Source organism: Rhizobium sp. P1_B8 (assembly GCF_056406515.1).
Map to the genome: position 1 here is coordinate 69,794 of NZ_JBFTZZ010000013.1, position 21,845 is coordinate 91,638.

A 21,845-nucleotide genomic window follows, 5' to 3' on the forward strand; every position below is an offset into this window, starting at 1 on the left:
CGTTTTCCGTTTCAGCTTCCCTGCTTCAGGCGCTCCGCCACCAGTCTCGATTGTTGTCGGCAACCTCGATGTCGGTCACCTCGGCATCATCAAGCCAGTCACTCACCGCCCTGCCCCTGACGAGAAGACCTGGCGCGATATCGGCAAGCGGCATCAGCACGAAACCGCGATCGGTCATCCGCGGATGCGGCAGTTCCAGCCGCGGCGCGTCCTGGATCACGTCGCCATAAGTCAGCACATCAATATCCAGCGTCCGTGGTCCCCAACGCTCGATGCGTTCGCGTTTCATCTCACGTTCGATCGACAGGCAGACATCGAGTAAAGCCTCGGGCTCCAGGCTGGTCTCGACGGCGGCGCAGGCGTTGAAGAAGAAGGATTGGTCAGTCTTTCCCCAGGGGGGCGTGCGATAGAGCCGCGACACCGCCGTAACCTGACAGTCGTCCCGTCCGTCCAGCCTCTGCAGCGCCGCCGCCATCGCCTTCACGGGGTCGCCGATATTGCCGCCGAGACCGAGTGTGGCGGATTGCAATGCGGCCTCAGGCAAAGTGCTCAACGCTCACCTGCACGAAATCGAGCACGCCGGGCACCGGTGCGTTCGGCTTGCGCACCGTGATCTTCGCCCGCCGGATCTGCGGGAATGTCTCACAAAGCCCCTTGGCGATATCGAGCGCCAGGGACTCGATCAGGTAGCGCCGCTTGCCGGTGACGATCTGCTCGATCACGGTGAAGGCGATGCCGTAATTGACGGTATCGTTGATCGAATCGCTTTCTAGTGCCTCGCCGGCGACGACATCGAGTTCGGCATCGACGAAGAAGCGCTGACCGAGGAATTCCTCCTCGTCATGCACGCCGTGGCGCGCAAAGAAGGCGCAGTTCTGCAGCGTGATCGTGTAGGTGGTCATGTCGGCCGCTTCCTCTCGAATTCCTGGCGCGCATTGAGCATAGCATCGACGATATCGAGCGCATCCCTGTTGATTGCGACATTGTGCACCCGAAAAACCGCAGCCCCTTGAAGTCTGAGCAACGCGCTGGTCACAGCCGTCGCCGCATCCCTGTCCTGTGCCTCACGGCCCGTCACCGCGCCGAGGAAGCGTTTGCGCGACGTGCCGGCGAGCAGCGGCAAGCCGAAACGGGAAAGTTCAGAAAACCGCGCCATCAGCTCCAGGTTCTCCTCCGCCGTCTCCTTGGCGAAGCCGAAGCCCGGATCGAGTACGATGCGGTCGCGGTTGACGCCTGATGCAGCGGCGATCGCAAGCGACCGTTCGAGAAAATGTACCTGATCGGCAATCACATCGACGAGTTTTACCCTATCGCGGCCGGTGTGCATGATGCAGAGCCCGGCTCCGGTCACCGCGGCGATATTGGCAATATCGGGCTCCTTCTGCAGCCCGAAGACGTCATTGACGATATGGGCGCCAGCTCCGATCGCAAGCCGTGCCGTCTCGGCGCGATAGGTGTCGATGGAAATCAGCGCCTGGGTGCGCCCGCGTAGCGCCTCGATGACGGGCAGCACGCGCGCCTGCTCCTCGGAAGGGCTGACGGTTGCTGCGTTCGGCCGGGTCGATTCGCCGCCGATATCGACAATGCCGGCACCCTCGCTCACCGCCCGCAGCGCCTGCTCGACCGCCGCATCGACGGTTTCAAAGCGACCGCCGTCTGAAAAGGAGTCCGGCGTCACGTTGATGATCGCCATGATCGTCGAACGACGGCCGAGTTCGATCTCCCGGCCATGGCCGACACGCCATATACTGCCTTCGAGCCCTGTCACCAGACTTATCCCATTGAGGACGAAAAAAGCGCCATCCGATATTGCGCTTGCGGTGGCTATGCCCCAAGCTCCTGTCGATTTCAACACGGGTTGCGTACAGAATGCCGCTTGCAGTGCGTTATATGGTCCTTCCTATCGCCTTTTCCATTGCTCTTTCCCTTTGCAGCCCCGTGGCAGCCGAAGTGATCGCATCGAAAAGCTATTCCTATTTCGACATTCGCGGCAAAACAGCGGATGAGCTCGACCGCGAACTCAGCCGGCGGGGCCCGACGGCGAGCGGTTCCTCTGCCCGCCATCCCGGCGCCACGAAGATTCGCTTCGGCGGCGAGGCAACCTACATCCAGGATAACGGGCGCTGCCGCGTCGGCAACGTCAAGGTCACGGTCCACACCCAGATCATCCTGCCGCGCTGGAGCAGCCGCAAGGGCGCCAGCAAGGAGCTGTCGATGATCTGGGACGCGCTGTCGAGCGATATCAAGCGCCACGAGGAGCGCCATGCCGAGATCGCCCGCGATCAGGCCCGCGCCATGGAGCGCGCCATTCGGGCGCTACGCCAGCAGCGCAGCTGCGAAGCCATGCAGGAACTCGTCTCCAACGAATCAGCTCGCGGTATAGAGGAGCACGACCGGCAGCAGGCGCGCTTCGACCGGGTCGAGGCGGTCAATTTTCAGAAGCGAATGTTGAGGTTGCTGAATAATCGAATCAACGGTCGGGCCGGCGAAAAATAAGGCTTTTTCAATCTGGTTGCGAGCGGAAAACCTTAGCTGCACAACGAAACTTGTGCGAAACTTGCACCCTCCCCAGCGATTGAATGGTCATTTTTCATCCTGGCAGACTCAACCGGAACGCGTTAATATGAACACATTCGAAAGTTCAGGTACGGCATCTGCACTTTCATCGCTGGGTTCTCCTGGCGCGTTCCGAAGCCGCGGATGTTCCTCCCTCATCCGTAGGTAATGCGCCCGCCTCGCCTCGCTCGCTCAAGCGCGCGGGGCGTCTTTTTTGATATCGAATGTTGCGGCGACGTTTGAAGCGTGACGTGCTTCAGGCCTGGCGTTCCGGCACGTGGACCACGAGCCCGTCATAGACAGCCTTCATCCGGATCTGACAGGACAGCCGCGAGGTCGGGCGCACATCGAAGGCGAAGTCGAGCATGTCCTCTTCCATCGCTTCCGGCTGGCCGACCTTTTCCGTCCACTCCTCATCGACATAGACATGACAGGTCGCGCAGGCGCAGGCGCCGCCGCATTCGGCCTCGATGCCGGGCACCGAATTGCGCACGGCATTCTCCATCACGGTGGAGCCTTGGTCGACGTCGAGGTCGAAGCGCGTGCCGTCGAAGGCGACGATGGTAAGTTTGGGCATTAGGACTATTTCCGGTCTTCAGGTGGGTGGGCGGATTTTCTTCCGACAATTCGACGCGTCAGTCAATATTGGCGAAATCCGCCATAGCCTCGCAGATCGGGCCTTCGCCCGCCGTCTTCAAAGCGTCATACGGGACGTCGCAAAAAGACCCGCGGTTCCGCAATGGAACAACGGGCCTCGTTAAAACAGTATCTCCTGCATGTCGTCCAACAGTGTGCAGCGGTTTTGGGACAATGACATGCATTAAATAAAGACTTAGAGATCAGCCGCGGCAGAGCTTCAGGATGAAATTCTCGGCGTCGATGACGGCGGCACCCAGCGCTGCCGTCGCGCCGGCATCGCCGCCGGTTTCCTCGACCGCTTCCGCCGTCTGCGACACGCGGAACGCGCCGACTGAGCTTGCCGCGCCCTTCAGCCGATGCGCGGCTGCCCCGATACGGATGGTTTCACCGCTCGCAATATCCTGTAGACATGCACGGGCCTGGCGCGCAAACATCTGAAGGACTTCGATTTCCAGCGTCTTGTCGCCCATCGTCTGCTTTGCGAGATGGACCAGATCGATAGGCCGGACCTTCGAGGGACACGGTCCCTTTGCATTATCCGGCGCCTCGAATACGATGTTCAATGCTGCCATCTGGGCTGCCATTGCCAATTCTCCCGTCTCTGTCGTCCGCAGTTGCAACAGTTCTGCGTCAGGAGGGTGGCTATCACGTTAAATTCCGGCACACTCAGGGTGGAAATCTCGCCATATGGTTAACGTCCGTTAAACATCCCTAAATTATTGGTTTTTAAGCGGTGTCTAGGATTCAAAGATGTTAACAACGGGTTAACGGGCCGTGAATCTCAAGCCTTCATTAATTGTGTGAAGAGCCCAGATGTGTCACTACGATACTGGTGGAGCGGGTTTATGGTACGCGCCTTTGCCGAGCGAGTGGATAATGGTAGTGTTTTGATACCTTCCGTTTGAAAAAGCGGCTATCTACTCTGAAATGACATGCTTATCCGTCCTTCGTTGGGATGGGAGGCTGGAACGGCAAAGTTGTTCCCGGGTGAGGCGGAAGCCCCGGATGCGCGGTTGGGCCGGCTGACAGTAACGAGGCATACCCGAATGGCGAACAACAAATATAACGAGTCGATTGAGGACAAGGCGTTCAAGGCATTGGACGAGGCGCTCCAGATCGACTTCAGCAAGGATAACGTACCGTCTCGCCGCGGCGACGCGCCCCAGGCCCCGGAGGCTAATGTGTCTGATCCAGTAAATGCGCGCAATCAGCAGGCCCAGGAAGAAGCGCAGCGCCGTAGCCGCCGCGGTGCCGCCGGCGAGCAGGCTTCCAGGGGCCCGACCTTCGCGCCCGCCAACGATGCCAGCCGCAATACGCCCGCCTCGATCCTGAAATCCTTTGACGGCGCCTCCAGCCGCTCGGCGGTGCGTACCGCCACCCTGTTTTCCGTGCTTTGGGTCATGGCCGGCCTCGGTCTGATGTCGCTGCTTTATTCTCCGCAGATCTGGCAGATCCGTTCGCTCGCCGATCTCGTCGCCCTGCCCGGCGTCATCGCCGGCCTCGTCGGCATCGTCATTCCCGTGATGATGTTCTATGCCTTCGCCATTATGATCTCCCGCGCTCAGGACATGCGCAACGCCGCCCGCTCCATGGCAGAGGTGGCATTGCGCCTGGCAGAGCCAGAAACCATCGCCTCCGAGCGCATCATGACGGTCGGCCAGGCCGTGCGCCGTGAGGTCTCTGCCATGAATGAGGGCATCGAGCGCACCATCGCCCGTGCCTCCGAGCTGGAAACGCTCGTCCATTCCGAAGTCAATGCCCTTGAACGTTCCTATGCCGACAACGAGTTGCGCGTGCGCGGCCTCGTCCACGAACTCGGCTCCGAGCGCGAAGCGATCGTCAACCATGCCGATCGTATCCGCACCTCGATCGGCAGCGTACACGACCAGTTGAAGGAAGAGCTGTCGCTTGCGACCGAAGAGATCGCGGTACGGCTTGCCACATCGGGCGAAGCCTTCGCCTCGCTGATCGATACACGCGCCGCGACGATCCTGGAAAAGTCGGACAGCGCCCTGCAGTCGATGGGCAGCCTGCTCGCAGCCAAGACCGATACCCTGTTGCAGACACTGAACGCATCGGGTTTTGCGCTGGCCACCGAATTCGACAACCGCCTCGAAGCCCTCTCCGTCAATCTCAACGACCATGGCGAAAGGCTGCTCAGCCAGTTCGAGACGCGCGCCTCGACCATGGACAGCAGCACGGAAAAGCTGAATGCGGCGCTGAACGAGCGTACGCACCAGCTCAATGAGATCCTGATCGCCCGCACCCGCGAGATCAACGAGAGCCTGACGTCAGGCGAACGCACGATCGGCGGCACGCTTGACGACGTGCTGTCGAAGTTGAACAGCGCGCTCGACGAAAAGGGTGCAAGCTTCCGCCAGAGCCTGCAGACCACCGCCGACGACGCCGTCATGGATCTCGACGTGCGCTCCGGCTTCTTCGAGGAGCGGCTGCAGACGACTGTCGCCCAGTTGTCGACCGCCTTCGACGAACGCGTCGCCGAATTCACCAGCGCCTTCGACAAACGCACAGGCTCGCTCGACACCAAGCTGATGGAGAGCCTCGCCCGTATCAACGAGACGCTGACCGGCGGCTCGGATTCGATCGACGGCATCCTGAATTCCGGCATCGACCGCCTTGGTTCGTCGATGACCGACCAGTCGCTGGCGCTCGCCACCACGCTCGCCACCGGCCACGAAGTCCTGGAAAGCACCCTCGGCAGCCGCGCGGACGAAATCACCACAGTACTCACCAGCCGCACCGGCGAACTGACCTCGGCGCTGCAGAGCGCTACGTCTGACATCGCGCTGACGCTTGCGACCGGTACCTCCGAGCTGCAGAACAACCTTCAGACACGCTCGGCCGAATTCCGCGACACTCTGCGCACCACCACCACCGATCTGACGACTGCCGTTGCCGCCGGCACCGAGCAGGTGACCACTGCCTTCGGCGGTCGCGCCGAGGAGCTAAGCGGCGTGCTTACTGCCCGTGCGGCAGAAATCAGCGAAGCGCTCGGCACGGCCCACGGCCGTATCGACAGCGTCATGGCAGAGCGCGGTGGCGCGCTCGTCGAGGCGCTGACCACCCATCACGGCCGCTTCGAGGAAGCCTTGGCGACGCGCTCCGACGCCATCATCAATGCCGTCTCCGGTACCCATGACCGTCTTGCCGAGACGCTCGACGAAAAGGCGATGACGCTGGCCATCTCTCTGAACGAGAGCCAGGCCCGCATCGAGGACACGCTCGAGACCCGCTCCGAAGCGCTGCTGCATGCGGTATCAAGCACGCATGACCGCCTCTCCGAGACGCTTGACGAAAAGGCGATGGCTCTCGCCATTTCGCTCAACGAAAACCAGGCTCGTATCGAGGATACGCTCGAGACCCGCTCCGAGGCCTTTCTCAACGCCGTATCAAGCACGCATGATCGCCTGTCAGAAACGCTGGACAGCAAGGCGGCCGCCCTTACGACCTCGCTCGACCAGCGCCATGCCCGCATCGAGGATGCGCTTGGAGCGCGCGCCGAGGCGCTGCTGAACACCGTGTCCGGCACGCGCGATCGCCTTGCCGAGACGCTCGACGAGAAGGCCATGGCGCTGGCCAATACCTTGAACGAGAGCCAGGCCCGCATCGAGGACACGCTCGAAACCCGTTCCGCGGCCCTTCTGAACGCCGTCTCCGGCACTCATGACCGTCTCTCGGAGACTCTGGACGGCAAGGCGGCAGCTTTTGCCACCTCGCTGAGCGAAGGCCAGGCCCGTATCGAGAATACGCTCGAAACCCGCTCCGCAGCTCTGCTGAATGCCGTCTCCAGCACCCATGATCGCCTCTCCGAGACGCTGGACGAAAAGGCGATGACGCTCGCCATTTCGCTCAACGAAACTCAGACGCGTATCGAGGACACACTCGACGAAAAGGCGACGGCGCTCGCCGCCTCCCTGAACCAAGGCCAGAGCCGCCTGCAGGACACGCTGGAGAGCCGCTCGGAATCCTTCCTCAATGCGGTCTCCGCCACCCACGACCGCCTGTCCGAGACACTCGACGACCGGGCGATGGCGCTTGCCATCTCGCTGAACGAGAGCCAGAGCCGTCTCGAGGAGACGCTGACAACAGGCGCCGAAGCGATCACCAATGCGGTCTCCGGCACGCACGAAGGCCTGAACGGTGTGCTCGACCAGAAGGCCGCCGCCCTTGCCGCCTCGCTGAATGAAGGCCAGGCCCGCCTCGAGGAAGCCTTGGGGCACCGCACCGCCGCGATCATCGGCGCCGTGACGGCAACCCACGACCGGCTCACCGATACGCTCGATGAAAAGACCATGGCGCTCGCCATTTCGCTCGACGATAACCAGAGCCGCTTCGACAGTGTGCTCGAAGCCCGCAGCAACGCCATTATGGAGGCCGTCTCCGGTGCCGAGGCACGAGTCGCCGGCGCCTTCTCCGACAAGACCGATGCGATCCGCACCGCCTATACCGACAATCAGCAGCGGCTCGAAAATGCGCTTTCCGAACATAGCGCCGCCCTCTCGGGCGTTCTCGATACCGGCGGCGCCCGCTTCGAGGATCTCGTCGGCGGTTTGACCGGCCGCATCGAAGGCCGTCTGACCGATGCACATACACGGCTCGGAGGCCTCGCCGACGAGGCCGCAGCGCGCATCGAGGGTGGGCTCGCCTCTGCCCATGAGCGCATCCGCACGACGCTCGAAGACCGCGCCAACGCCATCGACCTATCGCTGAACCAGGCCCATGCTCTGATCAGCGATACGCTGGCCGAACAGGCGACCAGCATCGGCACATCGGTGGCGACGAGTGTCGGCATGCTCGAATTGTCGCTGGAGCACCGTGAAGCCGCGATCCGCCAGGCGATCGATGCCGGCGCCCAGACATTGGAAGATCGCATGCATGCCGGCGCCGGCCAGATCGCCAGCCGCTTCCAGGAGGCGGCACATGCGATTTCGAGCTCCACCCAGAATTTCTCCGCCCATCTCGATCGGTCGGTCGAAAGCCTGACGGGCCGTTTTGAAGAAACCGGATCACGTGTGGAAACCGGTCTCGCAGCGATCGAGACCCGCATCCGCGACGGCGTCGGCGGCGTTGCCGAAAAGGTCGAAGCGGCCACCGGCCAGCTGTCCGGCGTGCTTGCCGACGGCGTCTCCCGTCTCGGCGCGCTCAGCGACGATACCACTCGGCGCATCTCGGCGACGCTCGAAGGCAGTGCTGCAAACCTCACCCACGCGATCGACAGCCGCACCGCTAATCTAGCCGAGACGCTGGACAGCCGCACCACCAGCCTGACGGGCGCCATCGAGGGCCGCACCGCGAGCCTCGGCGAAACGCTCGACCGCGGCAATGAACGCATCGAGGAACGCCTCTCCACCATGGACCGTGCGTTGACCGTCGGCCTCGAGGCCGTCAACCGCACCATCGAAGGCAAGGCCGCCGGTCTCGCCTCGACGCTGCGCAGCGCGGTTGCCGACGCGGCCCAGGGAATGGAAGGCGAGGCGACGAGAACCACCGAACTGCTTGGCAAGACCGGCCAGCAATTCGCCGAGGATCTCAATGCGAAAAGCGACGAATTCACCCGCACCATGGATGAGCGCTCGTCGCAGATCGTCACCCGTGTCGCTGAAGCTCAGAACCGGCTGGCAAGCCAGGCCGCTGCCGTCGCCCAGACCTTCTCGGAAGCCGGTAACGCCATCGTCAACAAGGTCGCCGAGGCCGAGACCATCGTCGGCACGCAGGTCAATGCCATCTCCAAGGTGCTGTCGGATGCCGGCCAGTCTCTGGAGACACGCGGCAATGCCATCCGCTCGACACTGTCGAGCGCCGGCAGCGAGATTTCCGCCACCATGGCGGATGTCGACCGGGCGCTCGAAGCGCGCAGCAGCGCCATTCGCACCAATCTCGAGGAGCGTGCCCGCGAGATCGATACGACGTTCTCCGACATCGACCGGGCACTGGAAACGCGCGGCAACTCGATCCGCTCGACGCTCGAAGAGCGCACCCGCGACCTCAACTCGATGCTATCAGGCCGTTCGGTCGAATTGACGCGCATCCTCGACGAAACGGCCCGCCCGATCATCGACCGCTACACCGATGCCGGCGAGCAGGCCGCCGCCCGCATCACCGCCGCGGCCAATCTCAGCGCCGACCGTCTGCGCGCCGAAAACGAAGCACTCGCCAGCGCCGTTGCCGCCCGCACCGAGAATGTCGCCAATGCCGTCAGCGCCATCGAAAATAGCCTGGTCGGCAACGTCAATGGCCTCGTCCAGCGCATGTCGGAAAGCAGTGCGGCGATGGCGATGATGATGAACCGCTCCGCCGAACAACTGGCCAGCGTCGACGGCCTTCTCGGCGACACCACCACGCGCTTTGCCGACTCCGCCACCAAGGCCGCTGAAATGGTCTCCGCCTCGACCAGGCTCCTCGAAGGCAAGATCGACCGCCTCTCCGACATCTCGGGCCAGACGCTGGCTCAGGTCGGCGGGATCATCGGCCGCTTCGACGAACACTCCAAGGTCCTGACTCAGGCCTCGCAGCTTCTCGGCGCCGCCCAGTCCAACCTCGCCTCGACGCTCGAAGAGCGCGAGAGCGCGCTGCAGACACTCTCTGTCGGCCTCGTCCAGCGCTCCGCCGAGATCGAAAAGACCATGCAAGGCCTCGGCAGCATGATCGAGACTGTGTTCGAGCGGGCAGAGCAACGCTCCAACCAGGTCACCGGCAATCTGCGCCAAGGTGTGCAATCCTCCTTCGCCGATATCGGCCGCATTCTCACCGAAACCGAGAAGCGTGCCCAGGAAGCGGCAGAGACGATGCGCGAGGCGATCACCCGCGCCGGCGACGAGGCCAATACGACGATCGACGGCACCTTCGCCAATGTCGAACGCCGTTCCGGCGATCTCTCCAATCGCATTCGCGGCGGTCTCACGGCCTCGCTGTCGGAAGTCGAGCGTATGCTCGGGGAAGCCGGCCGTGCCTCCGACGGTGCCGCCCAGAACATGCGGGAAGCGCTGCGCGAAGCGATCGATGATGCCGTCGGCCGCTTCTCCGGCGCCACCGAGGATATCCGCCGCTCCGCCGCCGACATCCGTAACGAGCTCGACGCCACTCGCGCCGAGCTGAAGCGTGGCGCCTTCGATCTTCCCGAGGAAGCCAAGGAAAGCGCCTCGGCCATGCGCCGGGCCGTCGCCGAGCAGATCAAGGCGCTGCAGGATATATCCCAGCTCGTCGGCCGCTCCAGCCAGCAGCTCGAGATCTCCGAGCCTGTCGCCCGCACGCTCGCTCAGGTGCAGCCTGCCCCGCGTCCCGCCCAGCCGGTCGCAGCCCAGCCGCCGCAGCCGGCAGCACCCCCGCCGATTGAAGCGGCAGGTCTGCGCGGAACGATCGCACCATCTGCGCCGGCTGCCGCTCCCCAGCGCGCCGCCCCGCAGCCTGCCCCCACTCGCCAGGAAACAGGCCGTCAGGAGCCCGCGCGTCCGGAAAGCGGCGGCTGGATCAGCGACCTCCTGCGTGGCGCATCGCGTGAGGAGGCCGCCGACGAGGCGGCTGCCCGTGCTCCGGCCCGCCCGGCGGAAACTGCCGCACCGGTCGCGCGCAGCAACGACAGCCGCAATCCGCGTCACGTCGTCGAATCGCTGAACTCGCTCTCGGTCGATATCGCCCGCGCCATCGACCATGACGCCTCGGTCGATCTCTGGCGTCGATACCAGCGCGGAGAGCGCGACGTCTTCACCCGCCGCCTCTACACGCTGAAGGGCCAACAGACCTTCGACGAGATCAAGCGCAAATACGACCGCGAACCGGAGTTCCGCACCGCCGTCGACCGCTACATTGGTGATTTCGAAAAGCTGCTCGCCGACGTCGCCCGCACCGACCCGAACCGGACGGTGACGCAGTCCTACCTCACCTCGGATACGGGCAAGGTCTACACCATGCTCGCCCACGCCGCAGGCAGGCTCGGCTGAGCCTGACTGACTGATACCCTCGGGCGAAAACCGCCCGAGCGAACGGAGCCAATTCGATCGTCGAATGGGAGAAAGCCGCTTGAACTGACGTCAGGCGGCTTTCGTTGGTGACCATGGGCCGCGGTCTGAACCTGAAAACTAGGGCGGCAGTTCGTAGACCGGATATGATGCTGCCATCTTTCTATTGAGCATTGCCGCCATCAGTCCGGGCCAGATCATCTGACGCCCAAGCCTGAATTGCCTGATTGAACACACGCTCACCATCCTCGCCCTTTTCAAGCGTCAGCAGCGCTCGTGTGCCGTTCTGATAAAAGATCGGCAAATCAATCCATCGGCGTTTACAAAGCAATTCGATGTTTTTGGCGCGAGCATCAGGCAAACCATTGAGCGCCAGCATATAGAGAGTGTCAGTGACCTTGCCGGCCACGGCTATCAACATGTCACCGCGAGCGCCTTCCGTGGTCTTCATCGACATGCTCGTCCAACTATTAATTCCTCCTCCTTCAAATCCTGCCGCGATCTGAAACGATAGTTCGAAGAGATGGCTCGCAGCGATCGATKGATCCGTATTTCTTTCCAGCGTCAGTACAGCCGTCAGGTTACGCTGCGGAATTTCCATGTGGCCCCGCACGACTGGATCGGAGTGGCCCTTGGCGTCAGTCCGCATATCGATTGACCAAGTCACCGAGCCAGCCAATGCCGTCGGCTCCGGCATCCCAACTCTCTCCTCATAGAGAACCATTTGAGCTTTGGTAGCCGGCAAATTGGTGGCGGAGGATGGGCTGAGATAGACAGGTTCCTCGGGCAAGCTGGAATATTCGAACGGTGTCTGCTGGCCATCGGTTTTATTTCGGACATAGGCAGAGACGCGTCTGAAAAGAAAATTCACCTCAAGCCCGGGCATCTCTAGGAACTTCAGCAGGCCCTCGGTATAGGGGCTGTGATCGGAATCGACGCCATTTGCAGTGGCGCCCGCCTCCGCCGAATAGCTGACGAGCAAATTCGGCGTTGGTTCGATCCCCGCAAGCCCTCGTCCGATGGAACGGCTGGCTCCGTTTGGCTTCATTTTCAGCACAAAGGGATTCTTGCGGTATACGTCGAGAAGGACGATGCGAAGACCTTTGACGCTGCGAACAGCATCCAGAACGTTGTCCAACGTCACGGTTTCAGAGGTCGCCTGCACATCTGTGCTTAAAGTGGCATCTGTCGGAATGAGATAGTTGGAGCCGTTAAGCTCCATTCCGTGTCCGGCGTAGAATACCACGGCAATATCTGCCCCGGCCGCAACATCGGAAAACGTCGACAGAGCGGAATCGAATTCAACCTTTGTCGCATCATGGACGACCGTCACCTCGAAACCCATTCGCCGAAGCGCTGCGCCGATAGCAGTCGCATCATTTCCGGGTTCCGAATCTTTTCGACCCGGCTATAGGCCGAGTTGCCAATCACCAGCGCAACGCGTCCAGATGACGCAAGGCTGGAAAGAGCAGAGAAGATGAGCACACATATGCCAACGCCCAAAACCATTGCCGAGCGCATCATAGAAATCCCACCTCACGCAGCGCAATGCTGTCTTCCAGCGCCTTAGATCGAAATGAGCGTGCCCGCAAGGATTGTGCGAGATCCGACGCTTCATTCCTCGCTGAAGGCCGAAAGACGCTCGACGTCGGCAAGGCCAAAGCCTGAATGGTGAGACAAAAGGAATCAGCTGTGGATGATCCTTTTTTATTGCCCCCTGTCCTTCATTCCGTCACAAACTTTTCTGATCCGCTCACATTAAAGCGAATGGCTCACTCCACCATCCAAACGATAGAGACAGCAACATTGATGACCAAGACGACATCCCGGCTCCTTGCCACCGCGCTCTCTTCTGTTTTCCTGATGGGCGCTTTCACTCTGGCTCAGGCAGGCCAGGCAAGCTTCGTCGTTGATGTGCAGTCCGGTCAGGTCCTTGAAGGCTCCAATCAGGACGATCTGAACTATCCGGCGTCGCTGACCAAAATGATGACGCTCTATCTCGCCTTCGAGGCCCTGCATGACGGACGCCTCAACTGGGATGAGAAGCTCACCATGTCGGAAAATGCCGAGAGCAAGGAGCCCTTCAAGCTCGCCGTCGGCGCCGGCCGCAAGGTGACGCTACGCGAAGCGGTCGAAGGGATTGTCGTGCTGTCCGCCAACGATGCGGCCGTGGCGATCGCCGAGCAGCTTGGCGGCTCCGAACAAGCTTTCGCCAAGGCGATGACCGACAAGGCACGTCAGCTCGGCATGAAGGATACGGTCTTCAAGAATCCGTCGGGCCTTCCCGATCCTGAGCAGGTCACCACGGCGCGTGATATGGCGACACTCGGCGTTTCGCTGATGCGCGACTTCCCAGAGGAGTTCAAGCTCTTCTCCATGCGCGGCTTTCAGTTCCGCGGCATGAAGCTGCGCGGACATAACAACCTCATGTATCGCTATAACGGCGTCGACGGCATCAAGACCGGCTACACCGACGCATCAGGCTACAATGTCGTGACGTCGGCGCTGAAGGATGGCCGCCGCGTGGTCGGCGTCGTCATGGGCGAAAAGACCGCGAGCATACGCGACGACAAGATGGCAAGCCTGCTGGACAGCACTCTCTCGCCGTCATCGACCGCCACAGCTTCCACGACACCGGGCAGCCAGCCGGGAGCGACGATGACGGATTCGCAGCCGACCAAATAGGCCCGATGAGCAGACACCTGCCGGCAGGTTTTTGCTAGCGCATCGGCCCGAAAATCGGAATCGATTTTCGGAAAGCACGATACGAGGATTGAAAGAGTTAGAGCGTCCTTAATGCGTCCGAAAGGACGCACGGCGCTCTAACGGGTTATCTGAAAGCCACTTCCAGATGCTGCCGGTCTTGCGCGATCACCCTGCAATTCGTTTCGAATCCTTCGCCTTTGATGGCCAGAATGAATTCCGAAGGAATGCCTGATGTATTGGAGACCGAAATGCCGGCGCTCTGCGATCCAATGGATTTGACTGTGCAGTCGATGGTCGAGCGTCGATCGTTGAACAGGATCGAACCCGCCTTCAGCACCCGCCGTCGAGCGCCAATGGCGTGATCGGCGTGGATGGAACTCCACGACACGCAACGATTCCGTCCGCCATGCTTGGCCTGATACATCGCCGCATCCGCCTGAGCCAGCAGGGTTTCGATCTCTTTGCTTACGATCGAGAGTGCCGAAGTTCCGAAGCTGGCTGTAACGGTCAGAGCGCCATGATCGCCGCGAATGATCTGAGAGGCGATGGCGGCTCTGAGTTTCTCGGCGACTGCGACGGCACCTTCCCGATCGACATGCGGCAGGATGACGGCAAATTCCTCGCCGCCAAGACGGCCGAACAGATCACCGGCTCGAAGGGTCGCCTTGCAAGTCGATGCCACCACCTTGAGGACCTCGTCTCCGGCGGCATGTCCATGCGTATCGTTCACCTTCTTGAAATGGTCGATATCGAAGACGATGCATGAGAGGTCGTGCTTGTGCCGCAGAGCGAGCGAAATGAGCTGATCGGCCTCCTGCTTGAAGGCCCGCCGCGTCATCGCCTCGGTAAGGCTGTCAATCGCGGCCGACTGCATGAGCTCGATGCGGTCCATCGCAGCCCCCGCCAGTTCCTCGAGAATGCCGAGATCTCTGTTGCCGAACGATCGTGGCCTGCGGTCGATCGCGCATACCGTTCCGATCATGTGCCCGGCTTTTGTTCTCAACGGCACGCCGGCGTAAAAACGAATATTGTCCTCGCCCGTCACCGAAGGATGCTGTGAAAACCGCGAGTCCTTGGTGGCGTCCTGCACGACAACAGGCCTTTCACAGTCCACGACGTAGCGGCAGAACGTGTCTTCGCGCGACACTTCGTCGGCCGAAAGGCCGGAGCAAGCCTTGTACCATTGCCGATGCGCATCGATCAGCGACACAATGCCGATGTCGATGGAAAAGATTTCCTTTATCAGGCGTACGATGCGCTCGAAGCCCTCGTCCCTCGGAGTGTCGAGGAGATCGAGCTGCTGCAGCGCAGCCAGGCGATCATTTTCGCGTTGGATCGCCTCCAATGACGATTTCCCGAATACTCGTGCAGCCACCATGCAGCATGCCTCCTGACAGCGATAACATGATGCGTTCCACAAATTCATGAAGAAATTGAATACGATGACGACCCCTATGCCATGGGATCAAATAATTTTCACAATCGACAACCCCCGATATTCACGGGGTGGCCGCGGAATTCCAGTTCAGATTGAGCGCAGGGTCCAACTGACGATCTCGGAGGCAACCGTGGAGAAGGCGCGATCGAGGCCTTTGACGAAGCCGTCATTGTCGCCGCCGGCCGGCGCCATGGCCCGGAAAACCTTCTGAGTGCGCACCGAGCCATTGCGATCGTTGAGGATCTTGGCGGAGATCTCGACCACCGCCTGGTTGCCGTTCGAAGCATCGATCTCGAAGGAGCGGATATCGGTGACGATCTGGTAGTCGATCGCCAGCCCCTGCCCCGGCATGCCGACGCCGCCGAGCTTGCCCGAGTTCTCGAAGGCTTCCACCAGCTTCGACTGCACGATGCGCGGCAGCTTGTCGCCCCACTGCGCCTTTGAGAGATACTGGATTTCCGAAGGCGAAACACGGATGACGATCTGCTCGCTGTCGAGCGACCTTAGCGCTGTGGGGCTGGCGATCAGGATCTGGCGGGATTTGGCCGCGGGTCCGCTGCCGTCGACGGCGGCGGGCAGGTCATAGGTGTCGTTCTTGGCCGCGGTGCCGCACCCCGAAAGAATCATCGCCGTCAGCGGCAGCGCGATCACCGTTCCCCTGATCCAAGAACGGTGCGACAACAGATGCGATGCGACCATATTAGGCTACCCTTGATTTCCCAGTTAACGCCGCGTCCGGCCGTCATATTGCTTCACCGTGTCCCCGCCGAAGATCAGGCGCTGCGGATTGCGGTCGAAGTTGGTGATCGTATCGTTCAGATTGCTCACGGTTCCGCGCATGTCGTTGACGAGAGTCTGCACGTCGCGCAAGCCGCCGCTCGAGAATTTCTGCAGATTGTCGGCAATCGGCCCAATGCGCGAATTCAGGTTGTCGGCGACCTTCTTGAAGGATTCCAGCGTATCGCGCGCTTCAGCGAACAGCGATTGCGTATTGTCGGTGCCGAGCAGCGCATCGACCTTGATGAGAATGCCGTCGATGCGGGTCGAGGCCGAATTCAGCTTGTTGGAAAGCTGCGACACGTCCTGGATCGTCTGGTCGATATCTTTCTGACGCGCCGAAACCGTGTTGGCGACATCGCGGATCGAGGCGACGGCGGCGCGCGCATCCTTGGTCGCCTGCGAGATATCGTCGACGGAGCCCTTCACCTTCGCCGGATCGATCTGGGCAACGAGCGTATCGACGCGGTCGAGTGTCGCCTGCGCCTGCTTGCCGAAATCATTGAAGGTGGTGGCCGTTTGGTCGAACTTCTGGATCGCGCCCTTGAGGTCGCCCGAGGCATCGGCGACATTGGCGGTAATCTTCTCGGCATTGGAAACGATGTTGTCGATCTTCTGCGCATCGACCGCCTTGACCAGCGATTCGACGGCTTGAAGCGTCGAATCGACTCGGCCGGAAACCGCCTTCACCGTCTCCGAGAGCTGGCCGACGCTCTGCAGGAAGGCGTCGATATTGCCGGAATTCTTGGCCAGTGCATCCGAGAACGTTTCGGCATTCTTGAACGTCTCGGTCAGCGGCCCGCGCGAATCCTCGATGAAACCTTGAAGTTCACCGACGGCGTCGTTGGCGCGATCGAGGATCTTGTCGGCCGTCGCCAGAAGATTGGTGACGCTCGACTGGTCGGCGACGATGACGGCGCGTTTGCCGTTGTCGATCGCATGCTGGAGGATGCTTTCCTCGCCCTTGCGGCCGCCTGACAGTTCGATATAGGCAGCCCCGGTCAAACCCTGGATTTCCAGGGCGGCCTTGGTGGAGGGGTAGATCGGCGCATCGGTGCGCACCTGGGTGAAGGCCAGCGAATATTGCGGATCGTCGGCATCGATCGACAGCGTTTGCACCGAGCCGATCTGGATGCCGTTGAAGCGCACCGGCGAGCCGACGCTGAGGCCGTTGGCCGAGCCCGGAATACGAACGATCAGTTCCGTCATCGGGCCGCCGCGGCCATATTCGGCCATCCAGTAGACGAAGCCGAAGGCGGCTGCGATCACCAGCACCGTGAAAAAACCGACAATCGTGTAATTGGCTTTGGTTTCCATCTTATCCGGTCACTTTCCGCTGCTGTCGTGCCGCGCGGCAGCAGCGTTCTGCGGCACGATCGACCGCGCGCGTTTGCCCTTGAAATAGGCCTGCACCCACGGATCGTCATAGGCCAGCATGTCGTCGATCGTGCCTTCCACCATTACTCGCTTCTTTCCGAGCACGGCAATACGGTCGCAGACCGAAAACAGGCTGTCGAGGTCGTGCGTGACCATATACACGGTCAATCCCAGACTATCGCGCAGGTTGGCGATCAGTTCGTCGAATTCGGCCGCGCCGATCGGGTCGAGGCCGGAGGTCGGCTCGTCCAGGAAGACGAGTTCCGGATCGAGTGACAGCGCGCGCGCAAGGGCTGCGCGCTTGATCATGCCGCCGGACAGTTCGGATGGATATTTGTCGGCGGCATCGGCTGCAAGCCCGACCATACGGATCTTCAGATGCGCCAGCTCGTCCATCAGCGAGGTCGGCAGGTCGAGATACTCGCGCATCGGCACCTGAATGTTTTCCTTGACTGTCAGCGACGAGAACAGCGCCCCCTGCTGGAACAGCACGCCGAGCCGCATGTCGAGCGCGTTGCGCTGCGGCTCGTCGAGTTCGTCGAAATCCTGGCCGAGGATCTTGATCGTGCCGGAGCGGCGCGGCAGCAGCCGGAGCACGGTGCGCATCAGCACCGATTTGCCTGTGCCGGACGCGCCGACGAAGCCCAGGATCTCGCCGCGGTAGATATTGAGGTTCAGATTGTCGAGCACGACCTTGGAGCCGAAGCCGACGGTGACGTCGCGCGCCGACAGCACGATGTCCCTTTCGTCCTTGTCTTCCGTATCGATCGGTTTTTCGTCCACGCGGTCCGCCATCCTAGAAATCGATCGCTGCATAGAACATCGCAAAAAGCCCGTCCATCAGGATGACGACGAAAATCGCCTTCACCACCGCGGCCGTCACATGCTGGCCGAGCGATTCCGCGCTGCCACCAACCTTCAGCCCCTCGACGGCGGCGACGATGCCGATCACCAGCGCCATGAACGGCGCCTTGATCATGCCTGAGAGCACCGTCGACAGGGTCACCGCCTCATGCAGGCGCGAGAGGAAATTGGCGAAGGTGATGCCGGAATAGCCCCAGGCGACAGCGGCAGCCCCGCCCAGCGAAGCGAAATTTGCGAGCACCGTCAAGAGCGGCAGCGCGATGGTCAGCGCCACCAGCCGCGGGAAAATCAGCACGCCGATCGGGTTCAGCCCCATCACCTTCAGCGCGTCGATCTCCTCGCGCATCTTCATCGAGCCGATTTCGGCGGTGATGGCGCTGCCCGAACGGCCGGCGATCATGATCGACGTCAGAAGCACGCCGATTTCGCGCAATTGCAGGATGCCGACGAGATCGACGACGAAGACCTCAGCGCCGAAGTAACGCAGCTGGAAGGCGCCCTGCTGGGCGATGATGGCCCCGATCAGGAAAGACATCAGCAAGATGATCGGAACGGCGCGAACGCCCATATGGTCGATCTGGTTGACGATGGAGGCTGGCGAAACGCCGCTGCCGCGGCCGAACTTCATCTGCGCGCCGCGCACCGCCGAGCCGAGGATATACATGGAGGCGGCGAAATTGTCCCAGAGGTCGTAGGTCATCTTGCCGATCGGCGCGAAGATGCGCGCGGCAAGCGATACTTTTTCAGTCTGCTCCGGCTCGGGCTTGGCCGGCTCCTCGGAAAACATCTCCAGCATTTCGTCGATATGCGGGTTGGTGCCTTCGAAGCGAACCGTACGCCCGCCAGCCTCTTCTTGTTTCTTCAGCCGGCACAGCAGCCAGATGCCGGCTGTGTCGATCTCCGCAATGTCCGAGAGGTCTACCGTCAGGTCGCCGGTCTTCTTCTGCAGGAGCTTTTCGAAATCGCGCAGCACCAGATGGATGTAGGCGCTGCGCCAATTTCCCTGAAGACGCACACGCTGTCCCGAGCCATCAGCCTGGTCGTCCACTTGCAGTGAGGCGGCGTTGCGATTCTCGGCGTTCAAGATACTTGTGTCTTTCAAGGCTTACAGCGACATTGCGCGAATCGCGAAGCAGATCGTTCGCCCGGCGCGTCAATATACAGAAGCACCGTGCAATTTCCATGCTTGCAGGAGAGCAATAATGCCGCGCACCCTCGATATCCAGATGAATTCCTTTCCGATTGCCGGGACCTTCACCATCTCGCGCGGGGCAAAGACCGAAGCCGAGGTCATCACCTGCACGCTTGTCGAAGAGGGAGCGCAGGGGCTCGGCGAATGCGTGCCCTATCGCCGCTACGGCGAGACGATGGAGAGCGTTTTCGCCCAAATCGAGGCGGCTCGACCGCTGATCGAGGCCGGCATCTCACGCAGCGACCTGCTGTCCGCCATGCCGCCGGGTGCGGCCCGCAACGCCGTCGATTGCGCCCTCTGGGACCTCGAGGCGAAGCAGACAGGAGACAGCGTCGCCGCCCGCCTCGGCCTTTCCGCTCCGCAGCCGCTCACCACCGCATACACCATCTCGCTCGGCGAACCGGAGGTGATGGCCGCCCAGGCGCGCGAGCATGCCGGCCGCGCCCTGCTCAAGGTCAAGGTCGGCACCGGCGACGATGAAAGCCGCATCCGCGCCGTCCGCGCCGCCGCGCCCGATGCCGAAATCATCCTCGACGCCAATGAAGGCTGGCCGGAAGCGGTGTTGGAACGTCACCTCAATATCGCGGCGCAAGCGGGTGTGGCCCTCGTCGAGCAGCCGCTGCCGGCCGGCCGCGATGGGCTGCTTGCTGAAATCCGCCGCCCGCTCCTCGTCTGCGCCGACGAGAGCGTCCACCACACCGGCGATCTCGCAAGCCTTGCCGACCGCTACGACGCGATCAACATCAAGCTCGACAAGACGGGCGGCCTGACGGAGGCGCTGTCGATGAAGGCCGAGGCCGAACGGCTTGGATTCAGCATCATGATTGGCTGCATGGTCGGCACCTCGCTTGCCATGGCGCCCGCCGTTCTGCTTGCTCAGAATGCCGATTTTGTCGATCTCGACGGTCCGCTGCTGCTTGCCCGCGACCGCGAACCCGGTCTTCGTTACGCCGCTTCCCTGGTCTTTCCGCCCGAAACCACCCTCTGGGGCTGAAGATAATAGGCTGAGATGACGAGGCCGAGGCCGGAGAACGCGACCACGGCCATGACGTAATAGCTGACGACGCCGAGCCAGGCATAGAGATAACCCGACGCCAGGGTCATCAGCGCCATCGCCATGCCGACATAGAAGAAATAGGCGCCCTGCGCCGAGGATTCCTGCGTTTCCTGCACGGTCGCCACGATCCGCCGCTGCACGCCGGTATGCACGAAGGCGTAGGTAAAGCCATGGAAACATTGCAGCAGGAAGAAACCGGCAAAGCCTGTATTCATCGGAAACAGTATCCAGCGGCAGACGCTGATGGCGCAACCGAAGCGGATCAGCGTCCAGGCGTCGAAGCGACGGTTGAGACGCTTCGACAGGAAGAACACAGTCACTTCCGAAGCGACGCCGGCGCTCCAGAGCAGGCCGACCTGCGTGCCGGAGAAGCCGAGATGATGCCAGTAGATCGAGGAAAAGGCGTTCAGCACCGCATGGCTCGACTGCTGGATGGCGACGCCGATCAGAAGCAGCAGAAGGTGCGGCTCGCGCAGACCGCTGCCGGTGGCTGCCGGAATGTTGATCGGCTGGCCGCGCCGTCGCGTCGGTCCGATGCGCGGACAGAAGATCGCCATGACAACGGTCATGATAAAGCCGAACACCATGACCGGCAGCACCATTTCGCCGCCCCACCGGCTGATCAACTGGCCCCCGACCAGCGTCGAGACGATGAACGCGATCGAGCCCCACACGCGCATCGATCCGTAATCGAGCCCCCAGCGGCGCACGCCCGAGATGACGATCGATTCAACGACGGGCACATAGGGCGCGAAAGTGGCGCCCTGCAGCGCATAGACGATCGTCACGGGCCAGAAGGTCGTCGTCCAGAACAGCGCGATCGCCGTCAGCAGCGACAGGCAACCCGACCAGAGCAGCACGTCGGCGCGCTCCTTCAATCGATCGGCGATCATGGCGACGACAGGCGCCACCAACACGCGAACCACCATCGGTATGGCAAGGATGATGCCGATCTCGTGGTCGCTGAAGCTGTGGGTTGCGAGCCACACGGGAAAAAACGGCAGGACGATGCCGTTGACGAGCAGCGGCGCGCAATAGGAAAGCGCGCTAAGCATCCGGAAGCGCGGCGGCGCTCCCTCACCCGTCGGGGAATTTTGAGCGGGAATCATGGGTGGACCTGAAGGAAACTGGACGTTGTCCTAACACACCACCCTGGAGGCGACTATTGCGAGAAATAGCCGTCCTGAAACGTTTTAGAAAATAAATAGGGCCTGTCGCCTAACGGTAACGGCTAAATTCGAGGGAGCGCAGGCGCGGATGCGC

Annotated in this window: 15 protein-coding genes and 1 pseudogene; 4 read left to right on the plus strand and 12 right to left on the minus strand. The window is 61.7% G+C overall.

What is annotated here, in order from left to right; all coding sequences use genetic code 11:
- Positions 1-25 precede the first annotated feature (25 nt).
- From folK to folP, 3 genes are read right to left on the minus strand one after another with little or no spacing between them, the layout of a single operon-like run.
- A complete protein-coding gene (folK, locus tag AC1D2N_RS16920; protein WP_197728286.1) occupies positions 26-544 on the minus strand; it encodes a 2-amino-4-hydroxy-6-hydroxymethyldihydropteridine diphosphokinase in 519 nt (172 codons plus the stop codon).
- A complete protein-coding gene (folB, locus tag AC1D2N_RS16925) occupies positions 537-902 on the minus strand; it encodes a dihydroneopterin aldolase (RefSeq protein ID WP_003540148.1) in 366 nt (121 codons plus the stop codon). Before folB ends, folK begins: the two co-directional genes overlap by 8 nt.
- The gene (folP, locus tag AC1D2N_RS16930; protein ID WP_018242230.1) at positions 899-1,768 is read right to left on the minus strand and encodes a dihydropteroate synthase; all 870 of its coding nucleotides are present in this window, start codon (positions 1,766-1,768) and stop codon (positions 899-901) included. Before folP ends, folB begins: the two co-directional genes overlap by 4 nt.
- 101 nt (positions 1,769-1,869) lie before the next feature.
- Here folP and AC1D2N_RS16935 point away from each other — a divergent pair, with 101 nt between their 5' ends.
- The gene (locus tag AC1D2N_RS16935; protein ID WP_018242231.1) at positions 1,870-2,496 is read left to right on the plus strand and encodes a DUF922 domain-containing Zn-dependent protease; all 627 of its coding nucleotides are present in this window, start codon (positions 1,870-1,872) and stop codon (positions 2,494-2,496) included.
- A gap of 316 nt (positions 2,497-2,812) precedes the next feature.
- Here AC1D2N_RS16935 and AC1D2N_RS16940 read toward each other — a convergent pair whose 3' ends face one another.
- Both AC1D2N_RS16940 and AC1D2N_RS16945 read right to left on the minus strand, forming a co-directional pair.
- Positions 2,813-3,133, minus strand: coding sequence for a 2Fe-2S iron-sulfur cluster-binding protein (locus AC1D2N_RS16940; protein ID WP_003540151.1), 321 nt, complete (start codon positions 3,131-3,133; stop codon positions 2,813-2,815).
- 262 nt (positions 3,134-3,395) lie between these two features.
- Positions 3,396-3,779 (minus strand): Hpt domain-containing protein, encoded by a 384-nt coding sequence (locus tag AC1D2N_RS16945; protein WP_017964526.1) that lies wholly within the window; start codon positions 3,777-3,779, stop codon positions 3,396-3,398.
- A 462-nt stretch (positions 3,780-4,241) separates the two neighbouring features.
- Between AC1D2N_RS16945 and AC1D2N_RS16950 the strand changes: the two genes are divergently transcribed.
- On the plus strand, positions 4,242-11,153 hold the full coding sequence (locus AC1D2N_RS16950; protein WP_130652505.1) for an apolipoprotein A-IV repeat region-like domain-containing protein: 6,912 nt from the start codon (positions 4,242-4,244) through the stop codon (positions 11,151-11,153).
- A gap of 181 nt (positions 11,154-11,334) precedes the next feature.
- Here the strand turns inward: AC1D2N_RS16950 and AC1D2N_RS16955 are convergent.
- A pseudogene (locus AC1D2N_RS16955) lies at positions 11,335-12,546 on the minus strand (caspase family protein); the annotation flags it as partial.
- A 434-nt stretch (positions 12,547-12,980) separates the two neighbouring features.
- On the opposite strand from AC1D2N_RS16955, the gene AC1D2N_RS16960 reads away from it, so the two are divergent.
- Complete coding sequence (locus AC1D2N_RS16960) at positions 12,981-13,856, plus strand: D-alanyl-D-alanine carboxypeptidase family protein (protein ID WP_130729040.1); 876 nt, start codon at positions 12,981-12,983, stop codon at positions 13,854-13,856.
- 145 nt (positions 13,857-14,001) lie between these two features.
- On the opposite strand, the gene AC1D2N_RS16965 is transcribed toward AC1D2N_RS16960, so the two are convergent.
- The 5 genes from AC1D2N_RS16965 to AC1D2N_RS16985 form a co-directional block, all read right to left on the minus strand.
- Entirely contained in the window at positions 14,002-15,255 is a 1,254-nt protein-coding gene (locus tag AC1D2N_RS16965; RefSeq protein WP_130652508.1) for a sensor domain-containing diguanylate cyclase, read from the minus strand.
- Positions 15,256-15,402: 147 nt separating this feature from the next.
- Positions 15,403-16,014, minus strand: coding sequence for an ABC-type transport auxiliary lipoprotein family protein (locus AC1D2N_RS16970; protein WP_018242238.1), 612 nt, complete (start codon positions 16,012-16,014; stop codon positions 15,403-15,405).
- A gap of 24 nt (positions 16,015-16,038) precedes the next feature.
- On the minus strand, positions 16,039-17,409 hold the full coding sequence (locus AC1D2N_RS16975) for an MlaD family protein (protein ID WP_018242239.1): 1,371 nt from the start codon (positions 17,407-17,409) through the stop codon (positions 16,039-16,041).
- A 9-nt stretch (positions 17,410-17,418) separates the two neighbouring features.
- Positions 17,419-18,264: an ABC transporter ATP-binding protein gene (locus AC1D2N_RS16980; protein WP_003559847.1), complete on the minus strand. Its 846-nt coding sequence runs from the start codon at positions 18,262-18,264 to the stop codon at positions 17,419-17,421.
- 1 nt (position 18,265) lies between these two features.
- The gene (locus tag AC1D2N_RS16985; protein WP_018242240.1) at positions 18,266-19,435 is read right to left on the minus strand and encodes an ABC transporter permease; all 1,170 of its coding nucleotides are present in this window, start codon (positions 19,433-19,435) and stop codon (positions 18,266-18,268) included.
- A 100-nt stretch (positions 19,436-19,535) separates the two neighbouring features.
- Here AC1D2N_RS16985 and dgcA point away from each other — a divergent pair, with 100 nt between their 5' ends.
- Positions 19,536-20,519 carry an N-acetyl-D-Glu racemase DgcA gene (dgcA, locus tag AC1D2N_RS16990; protein WP_018242241.1) on the plus strand — a complete coding sequence of 328 codons (984 nt, stop codon included), beginning with the start codon at positions 19,536-19,538 and terminating at the stop codon, positions 20,517-20,519.
- On the opposite strand, the gene AC1D2N_RS16995 is transcribed toward dgcA, so the two are convergent.
- Positions 20,471-21,691, minus strand: coding sequence for an MFS transporter (locus AC1D2N_RS16995; protein ID WP_018242242.1), 1,221 nt, complete (start codon positions 21,689-21,691; stop codon positions 20,471-20,473). The two genes, dgcA and AC1D2N_RS16995, sit on opposite strands and share 49 nt — an antisense overlap.
- Positions 21,692-21,845: the final 154 nt, after the last annotated feature.